This is a genomic window from Streptomyces mutomycini, from assembly GCF_001700505.1.
Lineage (GTDB): Bacteria > Actinomycetota > Actinomycetes > Streptomycetales > Streptomycetaceae > Streptomyces > Streptomyces mutomycini.
Genome location: NZ_MAPV01000175.1, coordinates 1 through 15,333 on the forward strand (window position 1 = coordinate 1; position 15,333 = coordinate 15,333).

At 71.7% G+C, this 15,333-nt stretch carries 11 protein-coding genes and 2 pseudogenes; 5 read left to right on the top strand and 8 right to left on the bottom strand.

The genetic code is table 11. The annotated features are described in order from the left end of the window. Both BFF76_RS23770 and BFF76_RS23775 read right to left on the bottom strand, forming a co-directional pair. A pseudogene (locus BFF76_RS23770) lies at positions 1-436 on the bottom strand (hypothetical protein); the annotation flags it as partial. A gap of 98 nt (positions 437-534) precedes the next feature. Then, positions 535-2,643, bottom strand: a complete 2,109-nt coding sequence (locus BFF76_RS23775) for an N-6 DNA methylase (protein ID WP_079122474.1) — start codon at positions 2,641-2,643, stop codon at positions 535-537. Positions 2,644-2,839: 196 nt separating this feature from the next. Here BFF76_RS23775 and BFF76_RS23780 point away from each other — a divergent pair, with 196 nt between their 5' ends. Further along, complete coding sequence (locus BFF76_RS23780) at positions 2,840-3,652, top strand: DUF4352 domain-containing protein (RefSeq protein ID WP_031098689.1); 813 nt, start codon at positions 2,840-2,842, stop codon at positions 3,650-3,652. A gap of 76 nt (positions 3,653-3,728) precedes the next feature. Here the strand turns inward: BFF76_RS23780 and BFF76_RS23785 are convergent, their stop codons facing one another. From BFF76_RS23785 to BFF76_RS23795, 3 genes are all read right to left on the bottom strand, one after another. Then, positions 3,729-4,055 (bottom strand): hypothetical protein, encoded by a 327-nt coding sequence (locus tag BFF76_RS23785; RefSeq protein WP_053929136.1) that lies wholly within the window; start codon positions 4,053-4,055, stop codon positions 3,729-3,731. Positions 4,056-4,102: 47 nt separating this feature from the next. Further along, on the bottom strand, positions 4,103-4,849 hold the full coding sequence (locus tag BFF76_RS23790; RefSeq protein WP_078958801.1) for an HNH endonuclease family protein: 747 nt from the start codon (positions 4,847-4,849) through the stop codon (positions 4,103-4,105). An 88-nt stretch (positions 4,850-4,937) separates the two neighbouring features. After that, positions 4,938-5,804 carry an SCO6745 family protein gene (locus BFF76_RS23795; RefSeq protein ID WP_053929135.1) on the bottom strand — a complete coding sequence of 289 codons (867 nt, stop codon included), beginning with the start codon at positions 5,802-5,804 and terminating at the stop codon, positions 4,938-4,940. A 108-nt stretch (positions 5,805-5,912) separates the two neighbouring features. On the opposite strand from BFF76_RS23795, the pseudogene BFF76_RS23800 reads away from it, so the two are divergent. Further along, positions 5,913-6,485 (top strand): annotated as a pseudogene (locus BFF76_RS23800) (TetR/AcrR family transcriptional regulator); the annotation flags it as partial. A 124-nt stretch (positions 6,486-6,609) separates the two neighbouring features. Here the strand turns inward: BFF76_RS23800 and mfd are convergent. After that, positions 6,610-10,140, bottom strand: coding sequence for a transcription-repair coupling factor (mfd, locus tag BFF76_RS23805; RefSeq protein WP_065849022.1), 3,531 nt, complete (start codon positions 10,138-10,140; stop codon positions 6,610-6,612). A 184-nt stretch (positions 10,141-10,324) separates the two neighbouring features. On the opposite strand from mfd, the gene BFF76_RS23810 reads away from it, so the two are divergent. Beyond that, the gene (locus BFF76_RS23810; RefSeq protein ID WP_065849023.1) at positions 10,325-10,570 is read left to right on the top strand and encodes a type II toxin-antitoxin system Phd/YefM family antitoxin; all 246 of its coding nucleotides are present in this window, start codon (positions 10,325-10,327) and stop codon (positions 10,568-10,570) included. Then, a complete protein-coding gene (locus tag BFF76_RS23815; protein WP_065849024.1) occupies positions 10,567-10,941 on the top strand; it encodes a type II toxin-antitoxin system VapC family toxin in 375 nt (124 codons plus the stop codon). The genes BFF76_RS23810 and BFF76_RS23815 overlap by 4 nt, the downstream gene beginning before the upstream one ends. 83 nt (positions 10,942-11,024) lie before the next feature. Here BFF76_RS23815 and BFF76_RS23820 read toward each other — a convergent pair whose 3' ends face one another. Continuing rightward, a complete protein-coding gene (locus BFF76_RS23820) occupies positions 11,025-13,604 on the bottom strand; it encodes an ABC transporter permease (protein WP_053929132.1) in 2,580 nt (859 codons plus the stop codon). Further along, positions 13,601-14,389 carry an ABC transporter ATP-binding protein gene (locus tag BFF76_RS23825; protein ID WP_031098675.1) on the bottom strand — a complete coding sequence of 263 codons (789 nt, stop codon included), beginning with the start codon at positions 14,387-14,389 and terminating at the stop codon, positions 13,601-13,603. Before BFF76_RS23825 ends, BFF76_RS23820 begins: the two co-directional genes overlap by 4 nt. A gap of 338 nt (positions 14,390-14,727) precedes the next feature. On the opposite strand from BFF76_RS23825, the gene BFF76_RS23830 reads away from it, so the two are divergent. Next, the coding region (locus BFF76_RS23830; RefSeq protein WP_141695650.1) for an MFS transporter at positions 14,728-15,333 on the top strand (606 nt) is incomplete at its 3' end.

The window sequence follows — 15,333 nt, forward strand, 5'->3', positions numbered from 1 at the left end:
CGGCGTGCGGACCCGTGTGCGGCACGGCGTGCGGACCCGTGTGCGGCACGGCGTAGGGATTCCCCTGCGGAACGCCGTAGGGGCCGAAGTGCCGTATCTCCGTGTACAGGTAGTAGGTGACCGTGCCGACGAAGACGACCAGCATCCAGGACAGCATGATGATCGCCTGCCCGTCCGTCATCACCTCTTCTTCCGGGGGCAGGGAGCCGAGGTAGGCGACGAGTCCCGCGTCCAGCGCCAGGACGAGGCCGAACAGCCACCAGTCGCGCTGCTTACGGGTGACGATCGCCAGTCGCAGCATGGCCGTCCAGGCGAGGAATCCACAGCTCAGCAGCGTGAGGGCCACGAAGACCACGCGCAGCGTGACAAGCGTGGACGAGGACGGACGACGCGTCGGCTGCTGCTGCTGCTCCGGCGGATAGCCGTAGCCGTGCATGTGCTGCTCCCGGAGGGCGTGTATCGGACGTGTGCAGTGAGCGTATACACCGACACGGACAACCGGCCCCAGGTTGTGCGCAACCGTTGTGCTTCACGTCACTCAGGAGCGACCGACCCGTCCGTGAGCCCGTCGTACATTCCCTGCACCAGCTGCCCTCCGAGCCGCCCCGCGGAGCGCAGCGCCTCCTCGAACGCGGCGAGTGCGCTGAACTGCTCTCCGTATCGCCGCTGTTCGGCCAGCGGCATGCGCGGCACCTGGAGGCGCCGGGCGTCGAGCCGTGTCGCGGTGGAGGCGTAGCTGCTGGCCTGCCGGTTGTTGGCGGTGCCGCGCAGGAAGCCGGCGAGGAACCAGGGGTCCAGGGCCGCCGGATCGGGGCGCAGCAGCTGGAGGTTGCGTCCGAGCGCCGCACCGGCGGTGGCGGCGTCGACGACCCTGGCGACCGAACCGCCGCCGATGACGGGCACGACGACGTCGCCCGTTTCCAGCAGGAGCGGTTCGCCCTCCTGGGACGTGGCCGGCGCGCCGGGCGTACCGGTGGGGGCCGTTCCCGCGAGCACGTCGTGTTCGGTGAGGACCGGCACCGTGCCGTCGCCGGCCCCGGAGCCGGTCCTCAGGTGCAGGGCGCCCGCGCGCGCGAGTTCACCGACCGTGGTGAAGGGCCGCCTGACGGGTTCACGGGGGACGGCGGGTGGTGGCGTGAGCCGGGCGGTCAGCTTCAGGGTGTCGTCCAGCCGCTCCCTCACGCGGACGAGTTCGGCCGCGCCGCCGCCCGCGGCCGGGGGTGGCAGATGGCGTGCGGGGGCCAGGTCCACGTCGTCGTCGAGGAGTTCGATGACGGGGACGGCCCGGCTCGTCCCGGGGTGCTCCTCGACGGGCTCACGGCGCCCCGGCACGTCGAAGGGGGTCCAGGCGTCGAGCACCGCGGCGCGCACCGCCGGCCAGTCCAGCCGGTCACGGCCGGACGCGGAGCCGGCGGTCTCCGGCTCCGCCGTGTCGACGAGGAGCAGCTCGGGCACCGGGGACTGCTCGGCGCCCGGCTTGCGGAGGACCCAGAGGTGGAGCGGGATTCCGTACGGGGGTGCGGCGCCGGCCGGGAGCGCGATGACGGCGCGCAGGGCACCGCGACGCAGCAGATCCGCGCGGATCCGGCGTCCCGAACGGCGGGAGGCGGCGGCCGGGGGCATCAGCACCACGGCGGTTCCGCCCTCGCGGAGGCGGGCGAGTGAGTGCTGGACCCAGGCGAGTTCGGACTCGGTGCGAGCGGGGAAGCCGTACTCCCAGCGCGGGTCGTAGGCCAGTTCGTCGTGACCCCAGTCGCGCTCGTTGAACGGCGGGTGGCAGAGCACCGCGTCCGCGGTGAGCTGGGGGAACGCGTCCGCGCGCAGGGTGTCGCCGGTCCGCACCGCGAGCGTGGAGCCGCCGGTCCGGCCGCCCTCGGAGCGAAGGGCGAGACGGATCGCGGTGAGTGCCGCCAGGTCGGGGTCGGCCTCCTGCGCGTACAGCGCCGTGGGCAGGCCGACGGCGCACAGCAGGGCGCCGGTCCCGGCGGCGGGGTCGAGGACCGTGCGGGAGCCACGCTTGCCACTGCGCCGCGCGGCGTCCCGCGCGGGCTCCGCGAGGTCGGCCATGAGCGTGGCGAGGCCGGGGGGCGTGAGCGTGTACTGGCGCGGGTTGGTGTCCAGTTGGCGGCCGAAGAGGAAGTCGAAGGCCTGCCGGGCGCCGGTCTCCGCCGCCAGTTCGGCCGCGGCGCGCAGCAGCGGGACGGACGGCAGGAGAGCGGACGCCGTGAGTGGGGGGACCGCGTGACCGGCTCCGAAGCGGTCGGTGAGCACGTGGTCCACGGCGCCCGGCAGCACGCCGGCCATCCGGGTGTCGGAGACGGCGGTGATCTCCAGCCAGGCGGTGGGCCTGTCCCGGACGAGCAACAGGGCGCAGCCCGTGTGGATCAGTGCGGTCACGGCACCGTCGGGATGGCTTGCCAGCTGCTGCCAGACCCGCTCGCGCAGCGGGACCTCGGCGAGCTTGCCCTGGTCGCGCAGCCACTTCTCGACCTCGGGAAGCGCGAAGGAGGGGCTGGCCTCGGTGCCCCCGACGGGCTTCGGGAAGTCGGCATGCCGGCGGCGCCAGTTGCTGACGGCCGCGCGGCCCACCCCCGCGAGTCTGGCGATACCGGCCGCGGTCACCTCTGTCGAGTTATCCGGCACTGGCCTGTCTCCCGTTCCGCGCACGTCCGTGTCGCCTGCTGTGTTGGGCGAGCATACCGATACCCCCACGCCATCGGTTCACACGAATATTCGTGTTGACTCGGTTCACAGCAGATGGTCTTATTGACCCGTCGCACACCGATGCGGCGAACTTCCCCGCTCACACTCCTCGTTCCTCATCGGAAAGGGCACAGCCATGTCCCAGTACACGCAGCCGCAGCAGCCCCAGCAGCCGTACGCACCCGTGCAGACGCCGGGCACGCGCCCCGCCCGTAACGGCCTCGGCATCTCCGCCCTCGTCCTCGGCATCATCGGGACCGTGTCGGGGCTGATCCCCTTCTTCTTCTGGCTCGCCGGAATCCTCGGCCTCATCGCCCTGATCCTGGGCCTGGCCGGACGGGGCCGCGCCAAGCGCGGAGAGGCGACGAACAAGGGTGTGACGACGTTCGGCGCGGTCCTCGGTCTGGTCTCGCTCATCCTGTCGGTCGTCGGAGCCGTCCTGACCTTCAAGGCCGTGGACGACGTGGTGACCGACATCAACAAGGCGGTGGCGGACAGTTCGGCCTCCGCGAAGCCGGCCGCGGACGGCGGGGCGGCCGGCGGCACCGAGGGCAAGGGCGACACCCTGGAGGAAGGCGACTCCGCCGCGTACGACGACGGCCTGGAGATCACCGTGGGCGCCCCGGCGTCGTACACCGCCGACGAGTTCGCGATCGGCCACACCAAGGGCAACAGTGCCTACACGGTCTCGGTCGTCATCGAGAACAAGGGCAAGGAGAAGTTCGACGCGGCGCTCGTGACGGTCGGCGCCCGCGCCGGCGCCGACGGTGTGAACGCCGAGCAGATCTTCGACGGCACGGTCGGCGAGGGCTTCACGGGCACCGTCCTGCCGGGCAAGAAGATCACGGCGAAGTACGCCTTCGACGCCCCGGCGGACGCCAAGAACCTGACCGTCGAGGTCGGCCCCGGCTTCGAGTGGGACGCGAGCCAGTGGGAGCTGAAGCTCTGACGGCCCCGTCCGCCCTCACCCCGCCCGTCCCCCGTACACGCCCTGTGCACGGGGGACGTGCCGTACGCTCACGCCCTCACACGAGCGAGCCTACGACGAGCACCGCCGTCGGCACGAGGGTGAGCAGCACCCCGGCCGTCCAGTACGTGTGCGGCGCCAGCGCGGCCCTGCGCCGCACAGGCTCGTTGGCGAGCCACCAGATGATCCCGAACACCGCCAGCACCGGCACGACGACGACCAGCCACAGCAGCATGCCGTCGTTCTCCGTCGGTTCGCGGGAGGTCCGTCCGAGGTCCGCGAGCGGCCCGTTCGACACGTAGTACCAGAGCAGCCAGACGGGCACGACGCCCGGCACCCCGAGCAACAGGTTCAGTCCCGCGGCGGTCAGCCGCCATCTCCACATGGGCCCAGTATTCATACCGGCGGTACGCCCTCGGCGCGCGGACGTGATCAACGCACGGGCGCCTCGGTCGGGGCGCCGCCGGCCGGCAGCTTCTGGTCCGGGCAGCCGGACAGCACCTCGGTCATCGCGGTCCTCTCGGCCGCCGTCACCCACAGCCCGTACTTCCTCTTCACCGAGACCTGGCCCGCCACATACGTGCAGCGGTACGCCTTGTTGGGCGGCAGCCAGGTCGCGGTGTCCCCGTCCCCCTTGCGGCGGTTGGTGGACGAGTCGGCGGCCACCAGGTTGAGCACATCGTTGGCGAAGGCCCGCCGTTTGCCGGCGCTCCACTGCCGGGCGCCCTTCTGCCACGCGTCGGACAGGGCCACGAGATGGTCTATGTCGACCTTGCTGCGGCCCCGCTCGAACGCGATGCGGGTGCCGGTGTACGGATCGGGGTCGAGGACCCCGCTGAGCACCTTGCAGCCGTCCGCGTCCCGCGCGACACGGGACAGCTGCTCCGCCAGGACGTCGTCCCTGGTCCCGCAGCCGTTGCGGTCGGTGTCGGCCCAGGCGGACCCGAACTCCTCCCGTTCGTAACCCGTCTTCGGTGCCCGGCCCTTCACCGTGAGCCCCTCGACCGCCTGAAGTGCCGTCCCGTCGGCGGCCGGTGCGGTCCGGGTGGCGGAGGGACCGGGCAGGTCGTCCAGGGCTTCGCAGCCGGTCAGGGCGAGCGAGCCGGCGAGGACCAGCGTGAGCAACGGGGCCGCGCGGTAACGGCGGTGCGGGCGGCGTACGGAAGGAAGAGGCGTCACGGCGCTCCAGCGTAGGCGCCGGGTGCAAGGGGGCCAAGGGGCAGCCGCTCCCCGGGGGCCCGGGCTCACCTCCCCCGCACGGAGCGCGTCAGACCTTCCCGATGCCCAGCGTCGTCTCGGACGGCAGGAGCCCGGAACTGATCGCCTCCACCCACAGCGGGCCCAGCAAATCGGCCAGCCGCTCCCGCCCCTCGGCCCCGAGCACCGCCCAGGGCCCGGACGCGGCTTCGTCCGTCAGCCGCTCCACCCGCACCCGGAGCGCCTGCCCGGCCGGGGTGGCACGGCCGTCCGCAGCCACCAGTCCTCTGCCGGCCAGCCGGGCCCGGCCGGCCTCCCACTCGGCCGCGCTCCAGCCCCTGCTCGCGAACACCCCGGGCGGTGCCGCGCCGACCGCCGCGAAGGACACCAGCGACTCCACCGGGTCGAGGTCCGCTGCGGCCAGTGCCGCGACGTGGCCGTCGCCCCGGTGCTCCCGCAGCACCGTGGCGGCCTGCCAGAGCACCAGGTGGGGGGCCTCGGGCCAGGGCAGCGCGGCGTTCGCCGCGGCGAGCGGCCGGCCCGTGACGTCCGCCGCCTCGGCGGCACGGCGCGCCAGGACTGCGGCCTCCGCCAGCTCAGCACTTTCCACCCGGTCACCGAACAGCGCCCGGTAGGTCCGGTCGACCGCCTCCACCCGCGCCGCGAGCACCTCCTGAGGCGCCGCCACATCCCACGCGGCCGGGATGTTTCCGGCGACCGCCGACGGGCTGAAGCTGTGGAACACGGCCGTCACCCGGTCCGCGTCCACCGCGCCCAGCGGTGCCGCGCGCCACGCGAAGTAGCTGGGCCAGCGCTCGTCCGTGGCGTAGCCGAGGGCGGCCGCCTCCTCGAACACCTGTGGCGCGTAGTAGAAGACGGCGTGCAGCGGCTCCAGCAGGTGCCACATCTGACGTACGTGCCCCAGCTCGTCGGCCATGTCCCCGGTCTCCCGCCGCTCAGAAACTTGTCATTGACTAGATCCCTTCCCAGCATGCGACCGCCCCCTGAACTTGTCAATGACTAGACATGGCGTACGGTTGCGTCCATGCCGGCCGAGCGCACCTACCACCACGGCGACCTGCGTCGAGCGGTCCTGACGGCCGCACTCGACGTCATCGCGGCCGACGGCCCCGACGCCCTGTCCCTGCGCGACCTCGCCCGCCGGGCCGGCGTCTCGCACGCCGCCCCCGCCCACCACTTCAAGGACCGCACCGGCCTGCTCACCGCCGTCGCCGCCGAGGGGTACGGCCTGTTCGCCGACGCCCTGGCCGACGCCGGGGACCTGAGGGAGCGCGGCGTCGCCTATGTGCGGTTCGCGGCAGGGCACCCGGCGCACTTCCAGGTGATGTTCCGCCCCGAACTGCACCGCTGTGACGACCCCGGACTGGTCGCCGCCAAGGCCCGCGCCACCGAAGCGCTGCGCGCCGGCGTCTCCGGCCTTCCCGGCGCCGCCCGCGGGGACGACGAACGGCTCGCGGGCATCGCCGCCTGGTCCCTCGCCCACGGCTTCGCCACCCTGCTGCTCAGCGGCAATCTGGACGCACCGGTGGGGAACAGGGACCCCGAGGAGGTCTTCCGGGTCCTGGCCGGCCTCCTGTTCCCCACCGGACCCGGAAGCCCGCGAGCAGGAGCCGGGGACGAGGACCGAGGAGCCGGGGCCGAGGAAGCGAGGGACCGGGGGCGACGCGCAGAGGGCGGGGCGCGACGAACAGGGCCCGGGGGCGACGGCCTGAGGCCCGGAGCTACGACCCCAGAACCGTCGTGAGGAACTCCCCGGTCCACGACAGGAGTTCGCGCCCCACCACCGGCTTGCCCCCGATCCGGCCCGCCGTCGGCCGAGGCACCAGGATCTGGTGCGCGGCCGGCTTGATGACCGTCTTCGGGTGCAGCCGCTTCAGCCGCAGCTCCTGCGACTCCCGCAGCTCCACCGGCGCGAAGCGGATGTTCGGCCCCTGCAGCACGATCTCGCCGACCCCGCAGGCCCGGGCCAGCATCCGCAGGCCCGCCACCAGCAGGAGGTTCTCCACCGGCTCGGGCAGCTTGCCGTAGCGGTCGGTCAGCTCCTCACGCACCGCCCTGATGTCGTCCTCCGAATTCGCGGAGGCGATCGCCCTGTACGCCTGCAACCGCAGCCGCTCACCCGGCGCGTAGTCGTGCGGGACGTGCGCGTCGACCGGCAGCTCGATCTTGACCTCCAGCGGCGGCTCCTCCTCGACCCCGCCGTCCACCGCCGCCCGGTAGTCCGCCACCGCCTCGCCGACCATCCGGATGTACAGGTCGAAGCCGACGCCGGCGATGTGCCCGGACTGCTCCCCGCCGAGCAGGTTTCCCGCGCCGCGGATCTCCAGGTCCTTCATCGCCACGTACATGCCCGCACCCATCTCGGTGTGCTGGGCGATGGTCGCCAGACGCTCGTGCGCGGTCTCCGTCAGCGGCTTCTCCGGCGGGTACAGGAAGTAGGAGTAACCCCGGTCGCGGCCACGGCCGACCCGGCCGCGCAGCTGGTGCAGCTGGGAGAGACCGAAGTTGTCGCCGCGCTCCACGATCAGCGTGTTGGCGTTGGAGATGTCGATGCCGGACTCGACGATCGTCGTGGAGACCAGCACGTCGAACCGCTTCTCCCAGAAGTCGACGACGACCTGCTCCAGCTGGCTCTCCCCCATCTGCCCGTGCGCCGTCGCGATCCGCGCCTCCGGAACGATCTCACGCAGCCGGGCCGCGGCCCGGTCGATGGACTCGACCCGGTTGTGGATGTAGAACACCTGCCCCTCCCGCAGGAGTTCGCGCCGCACGGCCGCGCCGATCTGCTTCTCCTCGTACGGCCCGACGAAGGTGAGGACCGGGTGCCGCTCCTCGGGGGGCGTCGTGATCGTCGACATCTCGCGGATGCCCGTGACGGCCATCTCGAGCGTACGGGGGATGGGAGTCGCCGACATCGTGAGGACGTCCACGTTGGCCCGCAGCTTCTTCAACTGCTCCTTGTGCTCGACGCCGAAGCGCTGCTCCTCGTCGACGATGACCAGGCCCAGGTCCTTGAACTTCGTCTCCGACGAGAACAGCCGGTGCGTGCCGATGACCAGGTCCACGGACCCGTCCTTCAGCCCCTCCAGCGTCGCCTTCGACTCGGTGTCCGACTGGAAGCGGCTGAGCGCCCGCACGTTGACCGGGAACTGGGCGTACCGCTCGGTGAACGTACCGAAGTGCTGCTGGACCAGCAGCGTCGTCGGCACCAGCACCGCGACCTGCTTGCCGTCCTGCACCGCCTTGAAGGCCGCGCGCACCGCGATCTCCGTCTTGCCGTACCCGACGTCGCCGCAGATCAGCCGGTCCATCGGGACGGACTTCTCCATGTCCTCCTTGACCTCGGCGATCGTCGACAGCTGGTCGGGCGTCTCCGCGTACGGGAAGGCGTCCTCCAGCTCGCGCTGCCACGGGGTGTCCGGGGCGAAGGCGTGGCCGGGAGCCGCCATCCGCGCCGAGTACAGCTTGATCAGGTCGGCGGCGATCTCCTTGACGGCCTTCTTGGCCCGCTGCTTCGTCTTCGTCCAGTCCGCGCCGCCGAGCCGGTGCAGCGTGGGCGCCTCACCGCCGACGTACTTGGTGACCTGCTCGAGCTGGTCGGTCGGGATGTACAGCCGGTCGCCGGGCTGGCCGCGCTTGGCGGGGGCGTACTCGACGAGGAGGTACTCGCGGGTCGCGCCCTGCACGGTGCGCTGGACCATCTCGATGTAGCGGCCGACACCGTGCTGCTCGTGGACGATGTAGTCGCCGGCCTGGAGCGTCAGCGGGTCGACGGTCTTGCGGCGGCGGGCGGGCATCCGCCCCAGGTCCTTGCTGGCGGTGCGCTGCCCGGTCAGGTCCGTCTCGGTCAGCACGGCCAGCTTCAGCGCCGGGTCGACGAAGCCGTTGTCGATGGCTCCGCACGAGACGTGCACGAGCGCCGGCGTGATCTCGGTCAGGTGCTGGTCGAGGCGGGCCGCGATGCCCTCGCCGCCCAGCACCTCGACCGTGCGGGAGGCGGGGCCCTGCCCCTCGGTGACGTACACCGTGCGCCAGCCGTCGGCGAGCCATCCCTTGGTGTCGGCGAGCGCGCGGGCGGTGTCGCCCCGGTACGCCTCCGGGGCGCGCATCCCGAGCTTCAGGGTGTCCCCGTCCAGGTCCTCGTCGGCGGCGAACGGGGAGGTGGACCACCACATCATGCCCAGCTCACGGGCCCGGTCCCGGACATCGGCGATACCCCGGAGGGAGGCCGCGCCGACGTCGATGGGGGCCTCGCCGCCACCCGCCGTGGCCGCCCAGGACGCCTGGAGGAACTCCTGGCTCGTCGCGACGAGGTCCGCCGCCCTGGTCCGCACCCGCTCCGGGTCGCAGACCAGCGCCATCGAGCCCGCGGGCAGGACGTCGAGCAGCAACTCCATCTCGTCTACGAGCACCGGGGCCAGCGACTCCATGCCCTCGACGGCGATCCCCTCGGCGATCCTCCCCAGCAGCTCGCCCAGCTCCGGGTGCGCCTCGGCGAGGGCCGCGGCCCGGGTGCGTACGTCCTCGGTCAGCAGCAGCTCCCGGCAGGGCGGGGCCCACAGCCCGTGCTCGGCGACCTCCAGGGACCGCTGGTCGGCGATCTTGAAGTAGCGGATCTCCTCGACCTCGTCGCCCCAGAACTCCACCCGGAGGGGGTGCTCCTCGGTCGCCGGGAAAACGTCCAGGATGCCGCCGCGCACGGCGAACTCCCCGCGCTTCTCGACCAGCTCGACCCTGGCGTACGCCGCCGCCGCGAGGGCGTCCACGACCTCACCCAGATCCGCGGTCTGCCCGCTGCTCAGCGCGACGGGCTCCAGGTCGCCGAGTCCCTTGACCTGCGGCTGGAGCACGGAGCGGACCGGCGCGACGACCACCTTGACCGGCCCGGTCTCCGGGTCGTCCTGCCGGGGGTGCGCGAGCCTGCGCAGCACGGCGAGGCGGCGGCCCACGGTGTCCGAGCGGGGCGAGAGCCGCTCGTGGGGCAGGGTCTCCCAGGACGGGAACTCCGCCACGGTCTCGGGGGGCAGCAGCGTGCGCAGCGCGGCCGCGAGGTCCTCGGCCTCCCGGCCGGTCGCGGTGACGGCGAGCACGGTACGCCCGGCCTCCCGGGCCAGGGCGGCCACGGCGAAGGGGCGCGCGGCGGGCGGGCCGACGAGGTCGACATGGGCCCGGTGGCCGTCGGAGGCGGCCTTCACCGCTTCGGAGAGCGCCGGGTCGGTGACGACGACATCCAGCAGACCGTGCAGGCTCATGAAGGGATTCCGTCCGGTGTGGCGAGTGAGCAACGCGAAGGACCCGACACGTGGGACGGGCCGGGGCGTCCAGCGTACGACGCCGGTGTGTCACTCGCGCGAGGGAACGCCGTTGTCCGGACGGCGGCAGCGGGGCCAGCCTTAGTCCGGTAGCCAGTCCACTTCTGGCCCGAGCGAGGCGGTCATGGAAGCAGCCCGGCAGTACAACGTGCACGAGGCCAAGACCCACTTCTCCCGGATCCTGCAACAGGTCGAGACCGGCGAGGAGGTCGTCATCAGCCGGGCGGGGGAGCCGATCGCAAAGGTCGTGCCCCTGCGGTCCAAGGTCAACCGGACCGACTACGGCGCCCTCCGCGGGCAGATCCACATTCCGGACGACTTCGATGAACTGCCGGACGGCATCGCCGAGGCGTTCGGGATGCGCGGATGAAGCTCCTGCTGGACACCCACGTCGTCCTTTGGTGGCTGGACGCCTCCCCGGAGCTTCCGGAGGAGATCCGGGAGCCCCTGCGCACCGAGTCAGAGGTTTGTGTCAGCGCCGCGACGCCCTGGGAGATCGCGATCAAGCAAGGCCTCGGAAAGCTGGAGGGCACCGCGGATCTCGCCGAACGGGCCAGGGACATGCAGTTCAAGCCCTTGCCGATCACGGCCGAGCACGGCGTCAGGGCCTGCCGTCTCCCCCCGCTCCACCGTGACCCCTTCGACCGCATCCTCGTCGCCCAGGCCCAGACCGAAGGGCTGACGATCGTCACCCGCGACAAGTGGATCCCCCAGTACGACGTACCGGTCATGCACGCCTGACGACGGCAGCCGGACGCGACCCGGCCGCGGGGCGTTCGAAGGAACGCCCCGCGGCCGGGTCCGTCAAGCGACGTCCAGCACCGTCACCCGTCCGTGGCAATCGCGTTCAGGACGTTCATCCGGCCGGCCCGGAAGGCCGGGACCAGGGCGGCGAACAGTCCGACGAAGGCCGAGGCCACGAACACGGTGAGGATCGTCGGCCACGGGATCTCCAGGACCCCGAGTCCTTCCAGGGCCAGCAACTTCTGGGCCGAGGCGCCCCAGCCCATGCCCAGGCCGAGTCCGAGCAGCGCGCCGAACAGGGCGATGACCACGGACTCCAGCCGGATCATGCGCCGCAGCTGACGGCGGGAGAGGCCGATCGCCCGCATCAGGCCGATCTCACGGGTCCGCTCGACCACCGACAGGGCCAGGGTGTTCACCACACCGAGCACCGCGACGATGATCGCCAGGGCGAGCAGGCCGTACACGATGTTCAGAAGCTGACCGATCTGGTCCTTCAGGTCCTGCTTGAAGTCGGCCTGGTTCTGCACCTTGTACTGCGGGTACTCCGCGAGCGAGCTCTTGAGGGCGGCGTACGCCTCCTTCTCCTTGCCGTCCTCCGCCGAGGCGAACATGATCATGTTCTCGGGCATCCTGTCGGCGGCGACGTGACGCTCGGCGGTCGTGACGTTCACGTACATCGCGCCCTGGTCCACGGTCGTGTCGTCCGAGGTGATCGCCGCGACCTTCAGCTTCGCGGTGTCGCCCGCCTTGAAGGCGACCGCGATCTCGTCCCCCACCTCGATACGGTGCAGGGCCGCGTAGTCGGAACCGACCGACATGGAGTCCGCGTCGTACGCCTTCGCCAGGTCACCGGCCACGGTCTTGCGCCGCAGGTCCTGCGGATACGTCGGGTCGGCGGCGGTGACGTGCTCGTCCACCGTCGAACCGTCGGGGTTGGTGAGCTTCGCGGCGAGGACCTTGTAGTCGGTGACGTGCTCGATGCCCGGCACCTTCTCGATCGCCTCCGCGGCCTGCGGCACGACCAGCTGCCCGGTGTTCGACTGGATGATGAAGTCCGTGCCGACGGACTTGTCCAGCTCGTCGGTGGCCGAGGCGACCATGGACGAGCCGACGACCGAGAGGCACGCCACCAGCGCCAGACCGATCATCAGGGCGGCGCCGGTCGCTCCCGTACGCCGGGGGTTGCGCAGCGCGTTGCGCTCGGCCAGCCGCCCGACCGGGCCGAACAGCCGCAGGACGACGACGCCGAGCACCCGCACGACCGCACCGGCGAGCAGCGGTCCGATCACGACGAAGCCGACGAGGGTGAGGACCACGCCCAGACCGAGGTAGAGCGAGCCCTCGCCCGCGTCGTCCACCCGGGTCGTCGCCCACAGGCCGGCGGCGCCGGCCCCGGTGAGAACCAGCCCGAGTGCCGCCCGGATCCAGCCGGACCTGGCGTCCGCGGGGGTCCCGGCGTCCCTCAGGGCGGCCATCGGGGAGACCTTGCCCGCCCGCCTGGCCGGGATGTACGCGGCGAGGACGGTGACGACGATGCCCAGCACCAGTCCGGTCACCGGGGTCGTCCAGGCGATGGTGAGGTCCTCGGTGGACAGCTCCATGCCCACGGCGCCCATGAGCTTCATCAGCCCGACGGCGAGACCGATGCCGGCGCCGACACCCAGGACCGATCCGACGATGCCCAGGAGGACCGCCTCGACGAGCACCGACCGGTTGACCTGCTTGCGACTCGAGCCGATGGCGCGCATCAGGCCGATCTCGCGGGTGCGCTGGGCGACCAGCATCGAGAACGTGTTGACGATCAGGAAGACACCGACGAGGAAGGCGATCCCCGCGAACCCGAGCATCGCGTACTTCATGACGTCCAGGAAGGAGCCCATCGAGTCCTTGCCGGCGGCGGCGGCCTCCTTCTGCGTCTGCAGCTTGTACGCGGCCGAACCGCCCAGAGCCGAGGCGACGTTCTTCTTCAGCTCGGTGTCACCGACACCCGCTTCGGCGGTGACCGAGATGTGCGTGAAGACACCGGGCGCGCCCAGCAGCTTCTGCTGCGCCGTGGCGGTTTCGAGGTAGACGACGGCCGCACCGGGGTTGGTCACGGTGAACGCCGCGATACCGGTGATCCTCGCCCTGGTGTCACCGGTGACGGCGATGGTGCGCACCTCGTCACCGAGCTTCAGGCCGTGCTTCTCCGCCGTGTCCGCGTCGATCATCGCCTCGGTGGGGCCGCGCGGGGCGTGGCCGGAGGTGATCTCCATGGACCGCAGCTCGTTCTCGGTCCAGTTGCTCGCGATGGTCGGGGCGCCGGTGTCCGACCCGAGGTTCTTGTTGTGGCCGTCGACGAGCGTGACGGCCATGCTGACGACCGCGCCCTCGGCCTTCTTCACCCCGTCCGCGCCCGCGACCTCGGCCACGACGGAGGCGGGCAGCGCCTCCGGCTTGCCGTTCTCCGGGACGTCGTCGGTCCCGGCCGTCTTCGGGCTGACCGTGACATCCGCGGAGGTCGCCGCGAAGAGCTTGTCGAAGGTGGTGTTCATCGTGTCGGTGAGGACGAGCGTGCCGCACACGAACGCCACCGACAGCATGACGGCGACGGCGGAGAGCGCCATCCGGCCCTTGTGCGCGAGGAAGTTGCGCATCGAGGTCTTCCACACGGTCATGACGTCCGCCCGCGCGCGTCGAAGTCCTTCATCCGGTCCAGGACCTGCTCGGCCGTCGGGTTCCGCATCTCGTCGACGATGGAGCCGTCCGCGAGGTAGAGGACCCGGTCGGCGTAGGACGCGGCCACCGGGTCGTGGGTGACCATGACGATGGTCTGGCCGAGCTCGTCGACCGACTTGCGCAGGAAGGACAGCACCTCGGCGCCGGCCCGTGAGTCCAGGTTCCCGGTGGGCTCGTCACCGAAGATGATCTCGGGGCGGGCGGCGAGCGCCCGGGCCACGGCGACGCGCTGCTGCTGACCGCCGGAGAGCTGGGTGGGCCGGTGCTTCAGCCGCTCGGCGAGTCCGACGGTCTCCACGACCTGCTGCAGCCATCCCGCGTCGGGCCTGCGGCCCGCGATGTCCATCGGCAGCGTGATGTTCTCGAGCGCGTTGAGCGTCGGAAGCAGGTTGAAGGCCTGGAAGATGAAACCGATGCGGTCCCGGCGCAGTTGGGTGAGCTTCCTGTCCTTGAGGCCCGTGATCTCCGTGTCGGCGAGGTGGATCCGGCCCGAGGTCACCGTGTCCAGTCCTGCCAGGCAGTGCATCAGGGTCGACTTGCCGGACCCGGACGGTCCCATGATCGCCGTGAACTGCCCCCGGACGATGTCCACGTCGACGTGGTCGAGAGCCACGACCCGGGTCTCGCCCGCCCCGTACGCCTTGACGACCTGCCGCGCTCGCGCAGCGACGGCCGTACGCCCTCCAGTGTCCCCGTGCCTGGGAATGGTCACAGCCGTTGTCACGGTTTTTCTCCTATGTCGGTGGATGCGCGGACGTCTCTGTGTACGTTCCGAGTCTCGGGTGGGAAGGGGGTCGAGCGCGCTGGTGCCCGGCGCAGTCTTCGAGGGGGGTTTTCCCCACCCCGTCACCTGTGGCCGGCCGCATCCGCGGTGTAGGAACACGCTAAGGAACGGGGCGCCCCCGCCACGTCCTCCGCCGGGAGGAACGGCCCCTGGGCACAACTGCGTAGCTCCCCCTAAGGGTCCAAGCCCCGGGGACGAGACCGGAGTAGGGGTCTCACACCTTGGCCTGCGGCTCCCGCGGGGCCGCGGGTGGTGGGACAGTGACCCCCAGGAAATAGATGCATAGGGAAGGGACCCCTGTGGGCGGCACGGACGGCACCGGCGGCAAGGACAGCCCGGAAAGGGTGCACGGGGCGACGGCCCCCGAGGCGGCACCGGACACCGCCCGCAGCCGCCGCCCGGTCGCCGCGGCCCTCATGCTCGGCATGGGCCTCGCCGCCATCGACGGGACTATCGTCGCCACCGCCGTCCCCCAGATCGTCGGCGACCTGGGCGGCTTCTCCGTCTTCTCGTGGCTGTTCTCCGGATACCTGCTCGCCGTGACCGTCACCCTGCCGGTGTACGGGAAACTCTCCGACACCTTCGGCCGCAAGCCCGTCCTGATCGCCGGCATCATCCTCTTCCTGGCCGGCTCCCTGCTCTGCGCCGCCGCCTGGAACATGGCGGCCCTCATCGCCTTCCGCGTCGTCCAGGGCCTCGGCGGCGGCGCCCTCCAGGGCACGGTGCAGACCATCGCCGCCGACCTGTACCCGCTCAGGGAACGGCCCAGGATCCAGGCGAGACTGTCCACCGTCTGGGCCGCCTCCGCCGTGGCCGGGCCCGCCGTCGGCGGACTCCTCGCCGCGTACGCCGACTGGCGCTGGATCTTCCTGATCAACCTGCCG

Coding starts and splice junctions, on each gene's coding strand:
- BFF76_RS23780 (WP_031098689.1), top strand. CDS start 2,840: ATGTCCCAGTACACGCAGCCGCAGCAGCCCCAGCAGCCGTACGCACCC.
- BFF76_RS23785 (WP_053929136.1), bottom strand. CDS start 4,055: ATGTGGAGATGGCGGCTGACCGCCGCGGGACTGAACCTGTTGCTCGGG.
- BFF76_RS23795 (WP_053929135.1), bottom strand. CDS start 5,804: ATGGCCGACGAGCTGGGGCACGTACGTCAGATGTGGCACCTGCTGGAG.
- mfd (WP_065849022.1), bottom strand. CDS start 10,140: ATGAGCCTGCACGGTCTGCTGGATGTCGTCGTCACCGACCCGGCGCTC.
- BFF76_RS23810 (WP_065849023.1), top strand. CDS start 10,325: ATGGAAGCAGCCCGGCAGTACAACGTGCACGAGGCCAAGACCCACTTC.
- BFF76_RS23815 (WP_065849024.1), top strand. CDS start 10,567: ATGAAGCTCCTGCTGGACACCCACGTCGTCCTTTGGTGGCTGGACGCC.
- BFF76_RS23820 (WP_053929132.1), bottom strand. CDS start 13,604: ATGACCGTGTGGAAGACCTCGATGCGCAACTTCCTCGCGCACAAGGGC.